The sequence below is a fragment of the Paenibacillus sp. J31R109 genome, assembly GCF_059692055.1.
In genome coordinates this window covers 43,123-61,628 of the sequence record NZ_JCAUAR010000009.1, presented here as the reverse complement: position 1 = coordinate 61,628, position 18,506 = coordinate 43,123, and the positions used below count along the sequence as shown (strand labels likewise).

General features: G+C 46.4%; 18 protein-coding genes. 11 read left to right on the top strand and 7 right to left on the bottom strand.

What is annotated here, in order from left to right; all coding sequences use genetic code 11:
* The first annotated feature begins 15 nt into the window (after window positions 1-15).
* Window positions 16-891, top strand: coding sequence for a LysR family transcriptional regulator (locus tag AC58QT_RS21685; RefSeq protein ID WP_497410863.1), 876 nt, complete (start codon window positions 16-18; stop codon window positions 889-891).
* 108 nt (window positions 892-999) lie between these two features.
* Complete coding sequence (locus AC58QT_RS21680; protein WP_497410862.1) at window positions 1,000-1,437, top strand: rhodanese-like domain-containing protein; 438 nt, start codon at window positions 1,000-1,002, stop codon at window positions 1,435-1,437.
* Between the two features lie 35 nt (window positions 1,438-1,472).
* Here the strand turns inward: AC58QT_RS21680 and AC58QT_RS21675 are convergent, their stop codons facing one another.
* Window positions 1,473-2,195 carry a siderophore-interacting protein gene (locus AC58QT_RS21675; RefSeq protein WP_497410861.1) on the bottom strand — a complete coding sequence of 241 codons (723 nt, stop codon included), beginning with the start codon at window positions 2,193-2,195 and terminating at the stop codon, window positions 1,473-1,475.
* Between the two features lie 171 nt (window positions 2,196-2,366).
* Window positions 2,367-3,098, bottom strand: a complete 732-nt coding sequence (locus AC58QT_RS21670; RefSeq protein WP_497410860.1) for a suppressor of fused domain protein — start codon at window positions 3,096-3,098, stop codon at window positions 2,367-2,369.
* Between the two features lie 197 nt (window positions 3,099-3,295).
* Between AC58QT_RS21670 and AC58QT_RS21665 the strand changes: the two genes are divergently transcribed.
* On the top strand, window positions 3,296-4,285 hold the full coding sequence (locus tag AC58QT_RS21665) for a lysylphosphatidylglycerol synthase domain-containing protein (RefSeq protein ID WP_497410859.1): 990 nt from the start codon (window positions 3,296-3,298) through the stop codon (window positions 4,283-4,285).
* The gene (locus AC58QT_RS21660) at window positions 4,275-5,483 is read left to right on the top strand and encodes a glycosyltransferase family 4 protein (RefSeq protein WP_497410858.1); all 1,209 of its coding nucleotides are present in this window, start codon (window positions 4,275-4,277) and stop codon (window positions 5,481-5,483) included. Before AC58QT_RS21665 ends, AC58QT_RS21660 begins: the two co-directional genes overlap by 11 nt.
* A gap of 53 nt (window positions 5,484-5,536) precedes the next feature.
* Here AC58QT_RS21660 and AC58QT_RS21655 read toward each other — a convergent pair whose 3' ends face one another.
* On the bottom strand, window positions 5,537-7,732 hold the full coding sequence (locus AC58QT_RS21655; RefSeq protein ID WP_497410857.1) for a YhgE/Pip family protein: 2,196 nt from the start codon (window positions 7,730-7,732) through the stop codon (window positions 5,537-5,539).
* Between the two features lie 250 nt (window positions 7,733-7,982).
* Between AC58QT_RS21655 and AC58QT_RS21650 the strand changes: the two genes are divergently transcribed.
* Window positions 7,983-8,873 (top strand): LysR family transcriptional regulator, encoded by an 891-nt coding sequence (locus AC58QT_RS21650; RefSeq protein WP_497410856.1) that lies wholly within the window; start codon window positions 7,983-7,985, stop codon window positions 8,871-8,873.
* Here AC58QT_RS21650 and AC58QT_RS21645 read toward each other — a convergent pair.
* The 3 genes from AC58QT_RS21645 to AC58QT_RS21635 are packed head-to-tail and all read right to left on the bottom strand — an operon-like array spanning window position 8,860 to window position 10,552.
* Window positions 8,860-9,846 (bottom strand): NAD(P)-dependent alcohol dehydrogenase, encoded by a 987-nt coding sequence (locus tag AC58QT_RS21645; protein WP_497410855.1) that lies wholly within the window; start codon window positions 9,844-9,846, stop codon window positions 8,860-8,862. The genes AC58QT_RS21650 and AC58QT_RS21645 overlap by 14 nt on opposite strands.
* Before the next feature lie 36 nt (window positions 9,847-9,882).
* Complete coding sequence (locus tag AC58QT_RS21640) at window positions 9,883-10,104, bottom strand: helix-turn-helix transcriptional regulator (RefSeq protein WP_497410854.1); 222 nt, start codon at window positions 10,102-10,104, stop codon at window positions 9,883-9,885.
* A 1-nt stretch (window position 10,105) separates the two neighbouring features.
* A complete protein-coding gene (locus tag AC58QT_RS21635) occupies window positions 10,106-10,552 on the bottom strand; it encodes a hypothetical protein (RefSeq protein ID WP_497410853.1) in 447 nt (148 codons plus the stop codon).
* Between the two features lie 174 nt (window positions 10,553-10,726).
* Here AC58QT_RS21635 and AC58QT_RS21630 point away from each other — a divergent pair, with 174 nt between their 5' ends.
* The 6 genes from AC58QT_RS21630 (at window position 10,727) to AC58QT_RS21605 (ending at window position 17,994) form a co-directional block, all read left to right on the top strand.
* Window positions 10,727-12,298, top strand: coding sequence for an ABC-F family ATP-binding cassette domain-containing protein (locus AC58QT_RS21630; RefSeq protein ID WP_497410852.1), 1,572 nt, complete (start codon window positions 10,727-10,729; stop codon window positions 12,296-12,298).
* A 15-nt stretch (window positions 12,299-12,313) separates the two neighbouring features.
* Complete coding sequence (locus AC58QT_RS21625; RefSeq protein WP_497410851.1) at window positions 12,314-12,757, top strand: SRPBCC family protein; 444 nt, start codon at window positions 12,314-12,316, stop codon at window positions 12,755-12,757.
* A 372-nt stretch (window positions 12,758-13,129) separates the two neighbouring features.
* A complete protein-coding gene (locus AC58QT_RS21620; protein WP_497410850.1) occupies window positions 13,130-13,720 on the top strand; it encodes a hypothetical protein in 591 nt (196 codons plus the stop codon).
* A gap of 42 nt (window positions 13,721-13,762) precedes the next feature.
* On the top strand, window positions 13,763-16,210 hold the full coding sequence (locus AC58QT_RS21615; protein ID WP_497410849.1) for an S-layer homology domain-containing protein: 2,448 nt from the start codon (window positions 13,763-13,765) through the stop codon (window positions 16,208-16,210).
* Window positions 16,211-16,275: 65 nt separating this feature from the next.
* The gene (locus AC58QT_RS21610) at window positions 16,276-17,502 is read left to right on the top strand and encodes a redoxin domain-containing protein (RefSeq protein ID WP_497410848.1); all 1,227 of its coding nucleotides are present in this window, start codon (window positions 16,276-16,278) and stop codon (window positions 17,500-17,502) included.
* An 87-nt stretch (window positions 17,503-17,589) separates the two neighbouring features.
* Window positions 17,590-17,994, top strand: coding sequence for a VOC family protein (locus AC58QT_RS21605; RefSeq protein ID WP_497410847.1), 405 nt, complete (start codon window positions 17,590-17,592; stop codon window positions 17,992-17,994).
* On the opposite strand, the gene AC58QT_RS21600 is transcribed toward AC58QT_RS21605, so the two are convergent.
* A complete protein-coding gene (locus tag AC58QT_RS21600; protein WP_497410846.1) occupies window positions 17,986-18,498 on the bottom strand; it encodes a hypothetical protein in 513 nt (170 codons plus the stop codon). The genes AC58QT_RS21605 and AC58QT_RS21600 overlap by 9 nt on opposite strands.
* Window positions 18,499-18,506 lie beyond the last annotated feature (8 nt).

Below are 18,506 nucleotides of genomic sequence, written 5' to 3'. Positions count from 1 at the left end.
GGGGAGCTGAGCACTGTGGAAATGACGTATTTAAGGACATTTCGCGAAGTGGCGAAGTATGGAAGTTTTACGCGAGCCGCGGAAACGCTGGGCTATGCGCAATCCAGTATAACGGCGCAGATCCAGAAACTGGAGGAATCTTACGGCGCTGTGCTCTTAGAACGATTCGGACGGACGATGAAGTTGACGATGGCCGGAGAAGCGCTCCTGCAATACGCTAACGAAATTTATCGCTTACACGAAGAATCCAAGGAAGTCGTATCTAAGCAATCCAAGGGGACACTTTCCATTGGAACGATTGAGACGTTGGCAGCTTTCTATCTCCCACCCCATCTTCAGGCGTATCGACGCCAATATCCGGACGTCAACATTGTTATTCATCCGGGGAACGAGCCTTTCATTATCGAATCGGTTAAAGAAGGTGCTGTGGATATTGGGATTATATTGGACCCGCCATTTACAGATCCAGAGCTAGACAGCGCCATTTTGAGAGAAGAACCATTAGTCATTATTGCAAGTCCTGATCATAAATTAGCTGGGCAAACCGAAGTCCATGTGGAAGATCTAGCGAACGAATCCCTCATCCTGACCGAAGATGGCTGTACGTACCGAGCGATGCTCCTGAAAGTGTTGAAAGGAAATCAAGTGAGCTACAATTTATCCTACGAATTCGGCAATCTTGAAGCAATCAAGCAGTGTGTAACCTACGGGCTTGGCATCGCATTGTTGCCGCGAATTGCTGTCGCCGAGGAACTTCGCAAAGGCCAGATCGTCGCAATGCCATTCATTCATCCCGAGTGTAAGTTCTATACACAATTGATTATCGCCAAGAAAAAATGGAGATCGAAAGCCTATCTTGGTTTTCTAGAGATACTCGGTGGTGCTAACTAACTATCGAAATGAGTGAAGTCTAGTATCGATTTCTATCGATAACTCCAGTGTCGGTTCCTGTGTTACATTAACATCAAGAAATCGACAAACCCACTGGAGGCAACCCAAATGACCATTCCAACGAATAAATCACTCGTTCTCGAGATACCTGCCGCATCACCGGAGCTTACTCATCGTCATTATATGAATAAGCTTTCCGTGGAAACGGATGTTGCAGATGTGCGTTATGATATGCAACATGGCTTCAATGATTTTTTGCTCATCGATGTTCGCAGCACCAAAGCATACGGAGAATGTCACGTACCCGGTGCGATTAACCTTCCTTCCAACCAGATCAACGAAGAGACGACTGCTTCATTCGCAAAAGAACAAACAATCGTCGTTTATTGCTGGGGACCTGCTTGCAACGGTGGAACCAAAGGAGCAGCTCGACTATCCGGTCTCGGGTTTAGGGTGAAAGAGATGCTCGGAGGCATTGAGTACTGGAGGAAGGAAGGGAACGAAGTAGAGGGAACGCTTGGCGAAACTGCTCCATTGATCGGTTAAGGCTATGAAAATCGAACTAAGGCTTTAAACGGCCTTTATTCAAGTCCCTTCTTACCGGGCATCCAAAAGGGCTTCACTTTAATTTGACGATTCTCCCATTGGTGATGCACTTTCACATAGTTACGCATCTCGATACAAACCCGGCCATCGCCTCCCACATATAGCATGCCCTTACCTTGTGCTTGTTTCAGGATTGGTTCTAGTTGTTCAGTCAACGACTGTACGGGGTTTGCAGGCAAGTCATAGAAGGTGAGGGGCGATGTTCCATCTAGATCGGTAAAAAAATCTTGTTTATGATCGGCATAAATGAGGCTAAATACCTTTTTGTGTGGAGGGATTTGGCGATGGATTTCATACAAATGGGCTAATGAGGAGATGTCTCCGATAAGGATATAGTAATCAGGGGATTCATCATACACGAAATTTCCTTTAGGTCCTGTGAAATGAACAGTGTCACCCTTCTGTAGACGCTTGGCCCAACTTGCCCCCGAACCTGAGGAAAATGTGCAAGCCGCTATTTCAATGACTTGTGATGCCGCATCGTAACGCCAGACGGAATAGGTTCGGATCATGTCGGTTAGTTTGACGGATTGGTCAGCACCTACCAATACGCGCAGAAACTCTCCTGGCGTGTAGGAAAGGCCTTTGGCCTGCTGTAGCTGAAGTGAAATTCTAAACGTATGCTCAGCAATTTGTTGCTTTTGAATGACGGTAGCCTTATGTGAAATGCGTTTACCCAAGTTTTCTAAAATCCCCATAGGAACAACCCCTTCGGCTGAATGGCATATTTAGCAAATTTTTCTGATCCACATCTATCAAAACCCACTTTTGGCCGCACGATTGTGCAAGCCTTCGGTGGGTTTTTCACTTCGCATAAAGTCGAGAACCTTGGCTAGGCTGAGGTCATATTCTTTTGGACAAGGCCCTACTTAGAACAATCCGAATCGTTTTTTGCACGTATTTTTACGTCGGGGATCAAGAAGTTCAGTAACGCCTGCTTTGTCTAGCTTTTTGTATAATGCTTCGGCACCATGATTAAGTTTATAGTCCATTTCTTCACTATAAAGTGGAGTTAAGCTGAAGAAATGAACTTCTTTGTCTGGCGAGATGGTTAATGTGAAGAAATCATTAATTTGCTGCACGATGGAAGGAATCGTTAGCATCATGCCCATCAGCTTCGTATTGCTTGCATAAGGCTCAGCAGGATTGTTATTGGGAATGGTGTGAGCAGTATACAGCCACGTATTGTATTCGTGTGGAAGTCTTGCTAGCGTTTTTAAGCTGCGGATCGGCCAATAATTTTCTTCTTTTTGCATGCTTTCGTTTGATAGCTGCCAATCTGCAGGAAGACAGATCATAAGTTCGGCATAGCGGAAGGCTTCCGCTCCTTGTGGGACCGTCATGGGTAAGTTGCTCATGCCGGAGGTTACCAATGTGATGTAATTGCGCTCCTTGGTCGGAGCTACGTAAAGGATGTCGATATGAACCAAGTCGGAGATGATTTCATGGAATACGGATTGGATCGGTCCGATGTACGTCTCCACATGCTGAGAAATGAGTTCGATTGAAGCTTCATTCCCCTGGGCGAATGTGAAAGGTCGATCTGTTGCTTGATGGCGATATATGGTGCTGCCGCCTGAGGATTGCTCTTTAGTAGTCATTTGGACTCCTTCTGGAATGTAGAAATTGAGATTAAGTTAACTATATCGGTATTTGTTGTAATTGGGAATATTTAGTTTGATTTAGAGCGTGATCAGCACATTAACAAAATAAAAATGATTGCCTGCATGACGTTTTACAATGCTGTTGTACAATAATTGGACCCGCCATACGTATAGGAAGGGACGGTGGAGCCAAGATGCTGCGGAGATGGTGGCCAGTGCTTCTAAAGGGCTTACTCGTGGCCGTCATTTTGTATTTTGCCAAGAGAAGCTTAGCGCTAGAGCCCGCGGACTTACTAACGTTTCTGATGGATGCAGATTATCGTTTTTATGTGTCTATGGTCCTTTTCACCGTGTTTTTAATCCTGCAAGCGAGCATTTGGGTGCTTATTGTCAATGCCGTTGGAGCAAGAACGGACAGTCCAACAAGACTAGATTTATTATCAGGTCTGCTTATTTTTATTAACTCGCAATTTGCTAAGTACATACCAGGCGGCTTTTGGAACTATGCGGGCCGCATCGTACTCGCCACTAGGGCGGGTGTATCATTGGGTGCACAGTTTGCAGCCATCCTATACGAAAACGTTCTCTTGGTATCCGCGGCGCTTTCGTATGCACTGTTACTTGCTTTTAGCCTAGACGTTGTGTCAATTCCTGTTTGCATGTTCATTGGTGCTATTGCGGGCGCAACCTATTTGTATTATTCAAGTATCACAGCTTGGTTAGGTCGAGTATTCGCTCACGTTTCTCGATGGAAGTTACTCCAAAGGCTGCAACAGCGATTCACTAATTCCGCCTATACCCTGTCGAGTAGCAGCGCGCGTGCAATCTTGTCTCGCAAGCAATTTTTTAGTTATTTTTGTTGTTTTCTAGGCAGCCATTTCGTGATGGGGATCGCCTTCTGGATGTTGTCAAACAGCTTCGGAGCTGGCCGAATTAGCGTATTCTATGCGGCAGGTACGTTCGCCACTTCTTGGCTGCTCGGATTGTTAAGTCCACTTCCTGGCGGGCTTGGTGTTAGGGAGGGCTTCTTGGTTTATTTTTTATCGCATAAGCTAGGTGCGGAGGCCGCACTGAACATTTCGATCCTAGCACGGTTATGGAATGTGATGGCTGAAATTACATTCTGGGCCGTCATTCAAGTGGCCAACAGACTAGTTCGAAAGGTGAGAAGCTATGAATCGTAAAAAAGTCGTACTTGTTGCTGGTGTATTCCCTCCTGGAATTGGTGGCATGCAAAGTTATTACTATAACCTTTCTAAGCATACAAAACATGAGATTACAGTTCTCGCTCCAGCGTATCCAGGCAGCGAAGCTTTCGATGGTCAACAATCCTTTCGGACAGTGCGTGGGGCATTTATGCGTAATGAGCGTGCACACATTCTGAGCTGGGGGCGACTTTTTCGGCATGTGAGAAAAATGATGATGGTGGAAGAGCCTGATGTTACGGTCTACGGGTATGTGCTAATTGGTATCATCGGTCTGTTGTTTCGGGTTTTTGGCAAACGCCGTTATGTCATTTCCACGCATGGCATGGATATGCTGATGTTTCGTCGATTTTTCGGCCTAAATCAAATTGTGAAGCTCATATTGGTTCATGCAGACGGCGTGTTGACGAATAGTATATTTACCAGAAAACTGGTAGAAGATTATGGCGTCGATCCGTCACGTATCCGTCTTGTGCATCCTGGTGTGGAGGCTGTTTTTGATCAAAAAGCTGCCAATGCGGAGCTGATCCGACGTCATGGACTTGAAGATAAGTACGTTATTTTATCTGTCGGTCGGCTTGTCACTAGGAAGGGACAGGATCGGGTCATTGAGGCCATGCCCGAAATCCTGAAGCAGATTCCCAATGCTGTATATGTCATTATCGGAGATGGCCCAGATCGTGCACGACTTGAACAAATTGTACAGGTGAATGGCGTCGAAGATGCGGTTATTTTCATTGGAAGTATCAGCGGAAGTGAAAGTTTGAATGAATATTATAACGTGGCAGACCAGTTTATTATGGTGTGTCGAGAGCTGGAGAAGGGGGATGCTGAAGGTTTCGGGATCGTCTACTTGGAAGCAGCCTCGGCAGGAGTGCCCGTTATAGCTGGAAGGTCCGGTGGAGCTCTGGAAGCGGTGCTTGACGGGGTTACGGGGCTGCTCGTTAATCCAGATTCACATGCGGAAATTGTAGAAAGCGTTCTCCAATTGGCCAAGGATCAGCCGCTTAGAGATCGCCTAATAGCAGCTGGCTATAAACGTGCGAAGACTGGGTTCCAGTATGAAGTACTCGCAGAGATATTTGATCAGTACGTGGAAGAGCTGTGTGCAGGCCCTCGGGCCAACAACAGCAGGTTAGTTAGGAAACAGGCTCGTATGAAGCAGGATATCCGGTGAAAAAAAAGGCTAGAAATCACCTCGAAGGTGGCTTCTAGCCTTTAATAATTTCATCAGACCGTAACAGGCATCAATTGTTCCTCATCGTGACTATCTTGCTTTTTTCGAGTGAGAAAATAAACGCTGGTTAGTATCAAAGCGGCTACCAAGTAGATACTCAAGTAACCCACTTGATGCCACATTTCCGCATACTGACCACTGGAAATGACATACCGGAAACCTTGAATAGCATAAGTCATCGGCAGCCAAGGATGCAGAGCTTGTGCCCAATCAGGCAATAGCTCTAGCGGATAAGTCCCCGCACTTGAAGCTAACTGTAGGATCATCAGCAGCAATACGACGAATCTGCCGGGTTGATCGAGCCATGTGACCAGCATTTGAATGATCAGCATGAAAGTTAGGCCAACGACAAAGGTAAAGAGATAAAACAAGGGAATGCTCTGTACCTTCAGGTCTAAGACATAAGTGAGAACAGTCGTTGCAATCAAAGCTTGGAAAATGCTCATCAAACTAAAGGTTAAAAGCTTGCTGACCAGCAACCGGAACCCGTGAGCACCTGGGGTGAACGTACTTCTAGCTGCGTAGATCGTTGTGAACACGAGCGAACCTGCAAATAACGCCATGGATATGAAATAAGGGGCAATGCCGTTGGCATAGATCGACACCTTACGGTCGTCATTGGCTGTAATCTTAACGGGCTCTGCCAGCATTTTGATCGTGTTGTCATCAGCTTTGACAGCAGCTGTCTGCGCCGCGGCATCGTTTAATTTCGACGCTAGCTGGCCGCTGCCATCCACCAATTTCGGTGCACCTGTGTCAAGCGCAGTCGCACCCTCATTCAGCTGCGCGGCGCCACTTGCCACTTTATGAATGCCTGCTGTCATTTGCGTCATGCCGCTTGCCAGATCTCCGGCTCCTGTGCTGACTTGCGCGGCACCGCTTTGCAACTTGGTGGCGCCAGCAGCTAGCTGCGGCAAGTTGGCGTTAAAGGTGTGCAGGCCATCTGCAAGCTGCTGCCCACCCGTTTGTAGTTGCGTTGCTCCAGCAACTAATTGCTTTTGGCTGTCACGGAGCTTCTCAGCGCCAGTGACGAGCTTTTCTGTGCCAGATGCCACTGACTGGCTGCCTGTGAGAAGCTTCGACTCCGCATCATGCAACTTTTTGTTGCCTTCTGCGACTTCTTTGCTGGCTGCGATGAGCTTCGTCATTGTCGCATTCGAAGCCAAATCAGGATGCGCTGCGACGAAGGCTTCGAGACCAGTGGCGACCTGTGCGGAGCCATCTTCCAGCTTATTGCTGGCACTTACGGCTGATGTAAGGCCATCGACGACTTGCGTGCTGCCTTTGGCAGAAGCGGCAAGCCCAGAGGCCAATTGTTCCGCGCCGGTTTGGGAAGCTTGTAGCCCTGTTACCAAGGAAGAGGTGCCTGCTGCTGCTTTCTGAGCACCTTGCTCCAGCTGAGCGCCTGCGTCTTGCAATTGGTTGGTGCCGCTCGCCAGAGTAGCGGCGCCCTTGCTAACTTCCGATGCGCCTGAGCTAAGGGAAGTGGCTCCTTTTTGAAGTAAACCAGCGCTGTCGTCCAATTGTTTGGTGCCATCCGCTAGGATGACCAAGTTGGATTTGACTTGATGAATCCCGTCGCTTAAGGTTTGAGCCCCTGCCTGGAGATCGGAGGCTCCTTTTCCTGCTTCACTGAGCCCATTTGAAATCGTTTCGAATTCAGAAAGAATGCTTGTAGAGTAAGCTTCCGTCAATGTGTGAGAAAGCTTGTTTTTTAATTCCTTCGTCGCGCTTTCCCCAATCTGACCGGCAACAAAGTTGTAATAACTGTTGGATTCGAATATAATCTCAGCCTGCTTCGGTGTCGAACTTGTTATTGAAGCGGCATCTGTTGAAAATGAAGGTGGAACGGTAATCGTGGCATAATAATGGTTATTTCTCATCCCAAGTGCGGCTTCCTCTGCACTCATGAATCCCCACGCAAATGAACTGTTTTTCTTCAATTCATCGATAAATTCATTGCCCACATTGCGGGGTTCGCCTTCAAAATCAGCGCCCTGATCCATATTGACCACAGCGATTGGAAGTTTCTCCAATTGGCCGTAAGGGTCCCAAGTGCCCTTCAGTAAGAATCCGCTATATAAAATAGGAACTAATGCAACAGCGATAAAGGTAATGATCATCATGGGGTTCTTAATAAATCGGCGAAATTCACCTGCGAATACTTGAAAAATGTTGTTTTTTTTCAATGGTAATGCTCCTTTACAAGATAGAATAAATAAACACAATCGTCGTAGAAAGACGATGCGGTCGTTTATTGTGCGTGATAATCGTCGTTAATGATGTTCCCTTAATCCAAACAATTATTCGAAAGACTAAGTTTCATCGATGTGGTTTCGGCAAGGTTGAGATGGTTACTGTATAATACCACTGTTGAATGATAAAATATATTTAAGTTTAATTTATTTAACTAAACAAAAAGTTAAGGATGAGGCTATTTTGAATATCATACAACTTCAATATTTCATTGACTCGGCGGAATCAGGTTCGTTCACCGAAACGGCCAAAAAGCATGGGATTACCGTTCCAGCTGTAAGTCAATCCATTAGCCAGCTAGAAATTGAATTAGAAGTTACGTTGTTTACTCGTTCCAAAAAAGGCATTGCACTTACACAGGATGGGTTTAAAGCCAGGCAATATGCACGTACCATACTGACGAATGTGCGGAATATGAGAAATGAACTCTCCCAATACAAATCCATCAATACAGGGAATATTGTGATTGCCACGATTCCTGGCATGGTTTCATTAGTAACGGATACTACGATTACTTTTATGGGGATCTATCCGCATATTAATGTGCAACTTTTGGAGGGCGATAATACAGCGGTGATGAATCAGGTGATGAAAGGGGAAGCGGACATGGGGTTCGTCTCTTTGTCGCGCGAGAGTCAGAACGATTCGTTCACGTGGGAGCCTGTGATTCGCGGGGAAGCCGTCATTGTCGTGAATAAACAATCCCCTCTGCGATTTTTAACTGCCATAACAGGCTCCGAGTTACATAATGAAGTGTTCGTTATTTATAAAGATGCTTATATAGAAAGAATTGCAGCGGAGCTGATTTCCGGAGATTCAGGTAATCGAATTGCTCTGACAACCAATAACACGCAAGCCATCATGCAAATGGTTAGCCGCGGGAACGCGATTACCATTGCGACGGATTACATCGTGACGACGATGCCAGAGAAATTCAAGAACGGGGTCGTCTCGATACCGATTGGCACATATAAAAAATACCCGAACTACCTGTGGCGTATTACGAAGAAGGATGTGGAAGTGTCCGCGGTGATTAAGGAGTATACGCAGCAGTTGTTTGCTAATTTGGAGTGAGGGGAAGTGCCCCAAACGTAATCACTACATTCCCCTTCTTACGCCCTGTATCCACATAGCTATGAGCTTCAGCCATCTTTTCGAGTGGATAGCGTCTATCAATTACGGCTTTCATGTGACCTGCCTCAAAAAGCTTCCCGAGAAAAGCCAGATTCTCTTTCTTTTGCTGTAAACCCGCGGCTGTGAACTTGGCTTTTTTACTGCTAAGCTTGGATGTCCATAACATCTGAAGCATGATGCCCAGCGATGGAACGGTAGTGAGATAGACGCCTTTGGCAGATAGCGAGTCTTTACATTGTGTGAATGAACGTTTGCCTATCGCATCGAAAATAACATCATACCACTGACCGCTTTTTGTAAAATCCTCCTGCGTATAGTCAATAACCTGATCAGCCCCCAGCGATTTCACGAATGCCGCATTCGTGGAACTGCACACCCCTGTCACCTCTGCTCCGAAATACTTCGCTAGTTGTACGGCGTAAGCCCCTACGGCTCCGGATGCTCCGTTGATCAAGATCTTTTGCCCCTGTTGAAGCCGTGCTGTATCACGGAGGAATACCAATGCTGTTAAGGCGCCGTCACAGAGGCCTGCAGCCTCTTCAAAGCTCGCATTAACTGGGAGATTAGCCAGCGTGCCAGCTGCAGGTAAACAAACGTACTCTGCGTAGGCACCGAAAGTAGTTGGACTTATGCCAGATACGCGGTCGCCAGGTCGGAAGGAGGTGACGCTTTTACCCACGGCATCAATTTCACCAGCGAATTCCACGCCGAGTATCGTATGTTTGGGCCTGCGCAGACCATACATCAATCGGATGATAAAAGGGTCAGCCTTGCGAAAAGCACAATCCGAAGGAGTGACGATGGCCGCGTGCAGTTGAATCCGCACTTCATTGTCCTTAGGTTCTGGTTTATCAACCTGTCTCAGCAGAAGAACCTCGGGTGCTCCGTACTTGGTACATACGATGGCTTTCATTCGTATCCCTCCTGGCTCAATATCGTAAGATCGTTCTCACACCTGCTCATCCTCAATAAAGAAAACATCTTCTAGCGTTAATTGAAAGACACGCGCAATGCGAAAAGCCAACTCCAAAGAAGGGGAATATTTCCCCTGTTCGAGGGCGACGATCGTTTGCCTTGTTACCCCAACTTTATCTGCCAGTTGTTGTTGTGTCATTTCATCATGGTTAAATCGTAATTTCCGTATGTGATTGCTGAACAGACTTTTGCCCATCTTAAACTCCTTTCCGATAGTGGTAGAGCTGTGTGGATACACCGGCCATTTCGGATAAAAAACCCGAGAAGATAAGAATAATGAACATCGTAGTAGGTGTCATATCTAGCACCAGCGATACCATGGCTAGGAGAAATCCAAGCGTAAAGACATAATGCGAATTCCTAGTTGCTTTCAAATCAATGAGTTTATCAAGTTCATCGGTGAAGGAGGGTTCGACTTCTTTGGTCGTAAGACGATAGACAATATTAAAAATGATCGTAATGATGATTTTGGCAACAATGGTTATTGGAATTAAGATTAAGATGGCTGCGGCCCAAAAGTGAAAGGTTTCCGTCGTGTCCATGCTCGTGTCCTGAACCTTTTGAAAGACATACCAACAATAAAAACCAAAAATGAATAACGTGCTCATTAATGAGACGATATGCTTTTTCTCCTGATAAGACATTCTTCCGCGCCTCCTGTATGTTTAATTTTACCATTAGTAAAATGATCTATACACAATGTAACTTATACTATACATTAAGTCAATTATACAATACACCATTTATTAAAAAATGTCGTGAAGCTAAACGTGATATAATCAGCCTAGAATGAATGATGCAGGTCAAAGGGGATAGCTATGAGTGTAATCCGATTGGAGAACGTGACGAAGAAATATGAGGACGCGATGATTTTTCGCGATATTTATTGGAAGGTGAGTCAAGGTGAAAGAATCGGACTGATTGGACGGAATGGTGCCGGGAAATCGACGGTTTTTAGACTGATCATGGGAAAAGAAGAGCCAACGTCAGGCAAGGTTGAGATAGATCCTCAGGTTAAAATAGGGTACTTCTCGCAATTCTCTGAAATGACCGGAAGCTTGTCCGTGCAGCAAGAGTTGGAAATGTGCTTTGAGCAGGTTGCGCGGATTGAACGCGAGTTGCAGGAAGTCGGAGAAAAACTCGGCACCGTCACGGATGACGGGGAGATGGACAAGCTGTTAACGCGGCAGGCGGAGCTTTTTGAGCGAATGGAGCATCTAGATGGTTGGAACGTATCCGTTGAGATCAACACCGTTCTTACGAAGCTTGGGTTTAATGAGCGTTCACGACATCAACCTGTTGATGATTTGTCCGGCGGCTGGAGAAACCGTGCGGCGCTTGCCAAAATGCTCATAGAGCAACCTGATGTTGTCCTGTTGGACGAGCCGACGAATTACTTGGATATTGAAGGGATTGCTTGGTTGGAGCAGTGGTTATATCGGTTCAAAGGTGCGATGGTGCTGATTTCTCATGATCGGGAATTTATCGACAAGGTGGTCACGCAAGTGATCGAGATCGAGAACTATCGTTTTCAAGAGTACGAGGGGAATTACACGGATTATATTCGCAAAAAGAAGATGCGCAAAAAGGAGCTCGACCGCCAATTTGAGTGGGAAGAAGAGCTGCTCCTCATGGAAGCGGAGGCTATTGATAGCCGTGCCAGTAAGAAAATGTCCAAGGACCGTTTATCGCGCCAGCTGGCAGATAACAAGAAACGGATCGAGCCTCACCCCGTCAACGTGCTGATCACGGATATTTATGAGCGCCTGCGGTTTCCGGACAAGCTGTGCGAGGTGAAAGGGATCGGGCAGACGTATGAGGGTCGGACCATCTTTGATAACGTCAGCTTCGATATTCAAAAGGAAGACCGCCTAGTCGTCGTAGGCCCTAACGGAAGCGGGAAATCCACGCTCATTAAGGTGCTTACGGGACAGGAGAAGCCGGAGTCCGGCGAGGTAATCTGGGAGAAAGGCGTCAGCTATGCGTATTTTAACCGGATGTGGGAAGAGCTTAATCCGAAGGATACCGTTAGCCATACAGTGAATACGTACGGCCTCGGACTGGATGCACCGCGGAAAAAGGTGAACAAATTCCTCGCCATGCTGCAATTTTCGGAGATGGACCTTAGCAAGTTTATTGGCAACTTGTCCGGTGGTCAGAAGGCACGGGTCGCGCTTGCGAAGTGTCTTCTCTCCGGCGCTGCGGTCATCATCTTGGATGAGCCGACGAATCATCTGGATCTTATGAGTATTCAGGTCATGGAGCAGGCGTTGATTCATTTCCCAGGCGCGGTCATAACAGTAAGCCACGATCGGTTCTTTATTGATAAAATCGGTACGAAAATGCTGACGTTTGATCCGGCAACGGGCATCACTCAGCAGAATTTATAGGGAGGAAAAGTGGGAATGGAACAGTTTACAGTTGTTAAAAGCATTTGGATTCAGGCTCCGCTGGAGCGTGCATGGCAAGCAGTGACGGAAGGCGAGCAACTAACGGAGTGGTACTCGCCAGGCTCGCCATGGGACGTTGCCGAGCTTTCGCCGGGAGCTGAGGTTTACTTTCACCATGTACCGAATGAGTACCACGAAGGGACGGAGGTTGTCACTTTGCGAGCGATCATCGAGGGAGTTGAACCTCAGCAACGCTTCGCGTTGCGTTGGGAGTTCAGTGTGCCGGATTATGAGATGATCACCACATTTCTCACTGCGGCGGAAGGCGATGGCACACGTGTAACGATCACCGAGACGGGGTATGAGACCCAAGAGCAGGCGAAGCCGACCGAAGAAGGGTATGCGATGTCATTAGACAATTTGAAAGCGTACTTGGAGGGGCATGAGTTGCCCTATTAGAAAGCGTAAGCCTTGTACCACCGACATGCTGACTTTCTGTCTGGCGACAGGGAGACAGAAAGCCTCAATTACAGGTGAATTCTTTAATTCCAACAAAACCGATAGGAATTAAATAAAAAATGATTGACATAACTATCAATGCCATTTAAGATATGTTTACATTGAGATTCACACATGTCGTATGTATCTCAACAGAATATCGAATGTGATCTACTGGACAGCCAGAGATTCAACGGGAGCAGATGTAATCGCTCTTTGTTGTGTCTCTTTTTTTTATCTTCTCAACAACCAGAAGGAGGATGGCAGCGAAGAGGCAAGTCGGCACGAGGGCAACTGTACACATGAAACCTAAGAGGAAAGGGATGTTCAAACATGGCTAACATTGGACTATCAAAATTTAAATTATTGGCAATACTCGCAGCGATTGCTGTACTTATTGTCATCTATGCGGTCACCGTATCCGCTTCGAAGAGCACAGATAATAATGGAACGACGGCTGTTGCGACTACAACAACACAAGCTCCTTCTGCAACACCGAAGGTGGAGATTCCGTCTCAAGCTGCGGTAGCCGCAGTTGCTGAAGCTAAGCCGCAAGCAGCCGCAACACCAGCTGTGGAAACGACACAGACGCAAGCTGCTGCTGCAACACCAGCAGCCACAACGGCACCTACAACAAACACTGCGGCAACTACTGCCGTGAATACGAAAGCACCTGAAGTTAAAACAGCAGCCGTATCCACAGCGACTGAAACGAAAAAAGCAGAAGTCGTCACAAAAGCGGAAGAGCCTAAACCAACGGCTGAACCTGTGAAGAAAGAAGAGCCAAAAGCTGCAGTGGCTGAGACTCCACAGCCTGCTCAAGTGAAGCCAGCAGCTACACCGGCGCCTGCTAAAGCGGCTGCAACTCCTGCGCCTGCTGCACAAGATGAAGAGAACTGCGACATCGAAGAAGAGGGTTGCTAATCGGAGCCATACACGAACGAAACTAACACAGAGGAGAATACCATGACGAAATCATCGACTACGAATAAAGCCTTAACGCTGCTTCTGGCTGCTACGCTAGTTTTACCTTTTTTACATACGAACCAAGCAAGTGCCGCAGCATCATCAACGCCATCAGCACCAATCAACAGCACTTATACCAGTTATTTCAACCAAAAATATGATAATCTCGTTGACGATAAGAACGTGTTTAAAACAACAACCTATCATGAACTTGATTATTTGCTAGACTCCGAAGGAACTTATGTATTCCTATTCGGTGGTGCCTGGAGTAAAGATACACAAGCTGTTGTTGGATACATAAACGAGGTGGCACAAGCGAAGGGAATCAAGTCCGTCTATAACTTTGATACGCGGTTAGATGGTGCAAACCCTGCTACAGATATCGCAGACTCCGCCAACAATCCAATCTCGAGACGTTATGTCGATCTGGTTAATAAGTATTTAACGAATCTCAGCACACAAATCGAGGGTTCGGAAAGTGTCACGTACAGCAATGATGTGACGTCAGGCAAGGCGCCTAACCTCGTTACCAAAACCCTGACAGGTACAGCTCAAAAGATTCAAACCCCGTACTTGTTCGTGTACAACAAAAATAACAAAAATGGCGCTGCCAACGCACCGATCATTGCTTCGGTAGAGGGAATCGACGCACTTTTAACCAATGGTGTTGTGGATAAAGCCAAAGTGGAGGCGTATAAAGCCAAAGTTAGCGCGGCATTTGATGCTGTTCCAGCTAATCTGCAAGCTGGCTTGCAAGCCGATCCCAATAACAATAACTATATTGCCTCCTCCTATAACGAATTCGCGGGAGAAACGATTTTTGGTGAAGCGGATAAAGACATCGTGCTTGACCCAGTAACTTATGACGAGCTTAATGGCGTGTTGAAAAGCGAAGGGAACTACGTTTTCCTATTCGGATGCTCTTGGTGCCCTAATACACGAGCAGTTGCGAAGTATGTCAATGAATATGCGAAGAAATACAATGTAACCAAAGTGTACAACTGGGATACGAAGCTGGACGGAGGCATTGGCGGTACGCCAGATGTGCCTGTAGGAACGGATAGCAGCAATTTCCTTCAAATCCGCGCAACGGGTGCTCTATTCTCCGATCGTTACGTCGATCTGGTTAATACCTACTTAACGAATATTGAAACTCTATATGCAAAAGCAAGCAATAACGTCAGCTACAAGGACGCGAATGGCGTTGATCATGTAGCTAACAAGCTGCAAGTGCCTTACTTCTTTATTTACAATAAGGATCATAAAGATGCACAAGGCAAACCGGCCCCAATTCTTGATCATGTTGAGTTAATGTACACATGGAAAGATATTCAACCCGACTATGAACTGAATGGTAAAAAAGGTGTCAATTACAACAACTACATTGAGGCGCTAGATCGTGCCTTCTCAGAACTGCAAGGTGCAGCTGATCAAGCGGCTCCAACAGGACTGACAGGAAAAGCTCCGAAGTCAGATACGAGCAAAGATGGTCAAATCAGCGGTACGTCTACAGCTCTTGAGTACAAACGTGCAGAAGACAAAGCTTATGCACCAGTAACGGGTACATCCCTTACAGGACTTACGCAAGGTACTTATTACGTGAGGACTGCAGCTAAAGCTGGCTTCAAGCCAAGTCCATCCACGATCATTGACTTGAATTTGGAACAATCAACAGCACCTACAGGTCTTGGCACTGCAGCAGCAGCGACTTCGTTGAGTCTGGATGGAAAAATTACAGGCACAACTGCGCAGTTGGAATATAAACTTGCGGGAACAACCAAATACACAGCAGCTAAAGCCACAGAAACGACAGGATTATCCACCGGTACATATCAAGTTAGATATGCAGCCAAATATGGGTATAACCCAAGTCCAGCAACGGATGTTGTGATCGCGTACACGAAATCTGCCTTTGTAGATGTGCCAGAGTCAGCGTGGCATCATCAAGCGATTAACTTCTTAGCAGCCAATAAAATTGCTGGCGGCACGGACGAGACTCATTTCAGTCCGAATGATAAGCTGACAAGAGGACAGTTCATTACGCTTCTATTAAAAGCATACGGCATAGCGCCGGAAGAGAACGCGAAAGACAATTTCGCGGATGCAGGCAACACGTATTACACGCCATATTTGGCAGCTGCTAAACGTCTGAACATCGCAGGTGGTGTTGGCGACAACCAATTCGCGCCGAATCAAAGCATCTCTCGTGAGGAGCTGTTCACGCTATTACATCGCTCGTTAGGTGTATTGAATAAGCTTCCGAAAGGGAATGGGGCAGCGACATTGTCTAGTTTCACGGATGCGGGCCAAATCGCAGGATTCGCACAAGAGGCGTTCAAGTCACTTGTTGAGAGTGGGATCCTAACAGGGGATAACGCTAAGCTTAACCCGCAAAACCTATCCACAAGAGCTGAAGCCGCTCAAGTGTTATACAACTTACTTAAATAAGAGGTGAAATGGGTAGCCGCAAGGCTGCCCATTTTGGTTAAAACGAACAGGGGAGGAGAGGCGATTTGGATTTCATCTTGGCATTTTCAGCGGGGCTGCTTTCATTCATATCCCCATGTGTTCTTCCGCTCATTCCTGTGTATTTCAGCTATATTGTAGGCTCTTCTATACCTGATATGGTTACAAATAAAGGGAAGAGTCATGTTGTCTATAAATCCTTATTCTTTATATTGGGATTCTCCCTTGTGTTTATAGGTTTAGGTATTTCCGTAAGCTCGATCAGCAAATTATTTACGTCCCATTTATCGATTTTCAGGCAGATTGGCGGCGTGGTTATCATCCTTTTTGGGCTACATATGACAGGGATATTTAAGATTAAATGGTTGTATTCCGAAAAAAGGTTCTTAACCAGCGGCTCATCTGTGAAAAAAACCGGTCCGTTCCTGGTAGGGATGGCCTTCGCAGTCGGATGGACACCGTGTATTGGTCCGATGCTCTCTACGATTCTCATCTACGCTGGCAGCATGGAAACCATCCAAAAGGGCGTCCTTCTGCTCACGGCCTATTCACTAGGTATGGCGGTGCCTTTTGTGCTTTCGGCCTTTTTAGTTGAACATTTATCCCGATTGTTGAAAAAGGTTTCCAAATACTTGCCCATTTTCTCCGTTATCAGCGGCATCATTATGATCTTTATGGGCGTTCTTGTTTTCTCGAATCGGATGGAAACGATTAATCAATCCCTTTCGTTTTTAACGAGCTCCTATAGCATTAGTGAGGAGGCAGTGGTGCAAACTTCCAGCTTGCAGCCAGCGGCTCCAAATACGGAGAGCGCAGAGGGGGCAACAGCGCCCAATACGCTATTACTCGATGCTCAGGAGCGGGAGAGCGCGATTGATTTTACCGTAACGGATTTACATGGGCAGCGGGTCACCTTAAGCGATCTGAAAGGCAAGAACGTGTATATCAACTTCTGGGCGACTTGGTGCAAATGGTGTATTAAAGAAATGCCTGACATGGAGAAGGTCTATCACGATTACAAAGATGACAATATCGTCATGCTGGCTATTGATGTCGGAGAAAGTCACGAAAAGGTAAGCGACTATCTGAAAGAACATCCTTATTCCTTCCGTGTGCTGCTCGATCCTGATAAAAAGGTCACACAAGCGTACAAACTTCGATCCATTCCAGTTTCCATTTTTGTAGATAAGCAGGGACGAGTTGCCTACAACCGAGTAGGTACATTAACGGAAGATCAGATGCGGACAGTTATTAAGGGATTGCTGACTGAGTAGGATTTTTATTGAATAGGAACACTTGATCCCATCTATATGTGCGTGATACAATTTTAGGAAATAGATGAGGGACGGTGGGCACGCAATATGAAAATTCAATTAGAAGGTATCACCATGTTATCGACAGATGTTGCACGACTAGCTCGTTTTTATCATGATGTGCTTGGCTTTCGAATTGTAGTGGAAGAAGCGGCGTATGTTGAATTTGAAAATAACGGCGTCCGTTTAGCGATCTGCTCGACTCCGCTTATGGCGGATAATACGAATGATCATCCTTCATTTCTGGAAGAACGCAAAGGGCAAGCCTACGAGTTCAATTTTCAATGTGACTCACCAGAAGAAGTGGGAGCACTATATCGGGAGTATGTTTCGAAAGGGGCTACTGCGATTATGGAGCCAAAAGCAAAGTCATGGGGACACGTAACAGCCTTTTTTGCTGATCCGGATGGGAATATTCATTCGCTTTTTGCAGTTAATCCTGAATCAACTTAAGGCTACAAATGCATCAGAATGGCTTCGAATGTAGGTTGCGATACCTTGCTGAGTGATCTCTGAAGCTTCTAGTAAGGCTGCATACAGCGGTCTGACCTCCGACATCAGCTCAGGATCATGGTCGAGATCACTTGCGGAAATATCAAAATTCGTGATATTCCTCGGGTGATTTCTTTGCTTCAGGAGCGACTCCATGCGCTCGACAAGAGGCAACGTGGAGCTATCTTCGAAAAAGCGCAGCGCGCTTTGAATTCCCGCCCATTTTGCCGGCTGAGCTAGGAAATAGGCACTCCACCAATAGAAATCATCCTGCGATTTGATGGCATGGGTATAATAGGTCCAGAAAGCAAACAGGGCTTGTTGGCCTGGCGTAAGCTCTTGGAATAGCCCAGAGATGAAATCTTGGCCTCGGGTTTGAATTTCTTTATAGGCGAGGATGAGCGGTTGAAAACAGGCCGTTATAAGTGCCGTGTCTTCTATAAGCGGAAGAGTATCGTGGCTCATTTTTACTT

Coding starts and splice junctions, on each gene's coding strand:
- AC58QT_RS21635 (WP_497410853.1), bottom strand. CDS start 10,552: ATGTCTTATCAGGAGAAAAAGCATATCGTCTCATTAATGAGCACGTTA.
- AC58QT_RS21640 (WP_497410854.1), bottom strand. CDS start 10,104: ATGGGCAAAAGTCTGTTCAGCAATCACATACGGAAATTACGATTTAAC.
- AC58QT_RS21675 (WP_497410861.1), bottom strand. CDS start 2,195: ATGGGGATTTTAGAAAACTTGGGTAAACGCATTTCACATAAGGCTACC.
- AC58QT_RS21665 (WP_497410859.1), top strand. CDS start 3,296: ATGCTGCGGAGATGGTGGCCAGTGCTTCTAAAGGGCTTACTCGTGGCC.
- AC58QT_RS21670 (WP_497410860.1), bottom strand. CDS start 3,098: ATGACTACTAAAGAGCAATCCTCAGGCGGCAGCACCATATATCGCCAT.
- AC58QT_RS21605 (WP_497410847.1), top strand. CDS start 17,590: ATGAAAATTCAATTAGAAGGTATCACCATGTTATCGACAGATGTTGCA.
- AC58QT_RS21660 (WP_497410858.1), top strand. CDS start 4,275: ATGAATCGTAAAAAAGTCGTACTTGTTGCTGGTGTATTCCCTCCTGGA.
- AC58QT_RS21630 (WP_497410852.1), top strand. CDS start 10,727: ATGAGTGTAATCCGATTGGAGAACGTGACGAAGAAATATGAGGACGCG.
- AC58QT_RS21620 (WP_497410850.1), top strand. CDS start 13,130: ATGGCTAACATTGGACTATCAAAATTTAAATTATTGGCAATACTCGCA.
- AC58QT_RS21600 (WP_497410846.1), bottom strand. CDS start 18,498: ATGAGCCACGATACTCTTCCGCTTATAGAAGACACGGCACTTATAACG.
- AC58QT_RS21645 (WP_497410855.1), bottom strand. CDS start 9,846: ATGAAAGCCATCGTATGTACCAAGTACGGAGCACCCGAGGTTCTTCTG.
- AC58QT_RS21615 (WP_497410849.1), top strand. CDS start 13,763: ATGACGAAATCATCGACTACGAATAAAGCCTTAACGCTGCTTCTGGCT.
- AC58QT_RS21680 (WP_497410862.1), top strand. CDS start 1,000: ATGACCATTCCAACGAATAAATCACTCGTTCTCGAGATACCTGCCGCA.
- AC58QT_RS21625 (WP_497410851.1), top strand. CDS start 12,314: ATGGAACAGTTTACAGTTGTTAAAAGCATTTGGATTCAGGCTCCGCTG.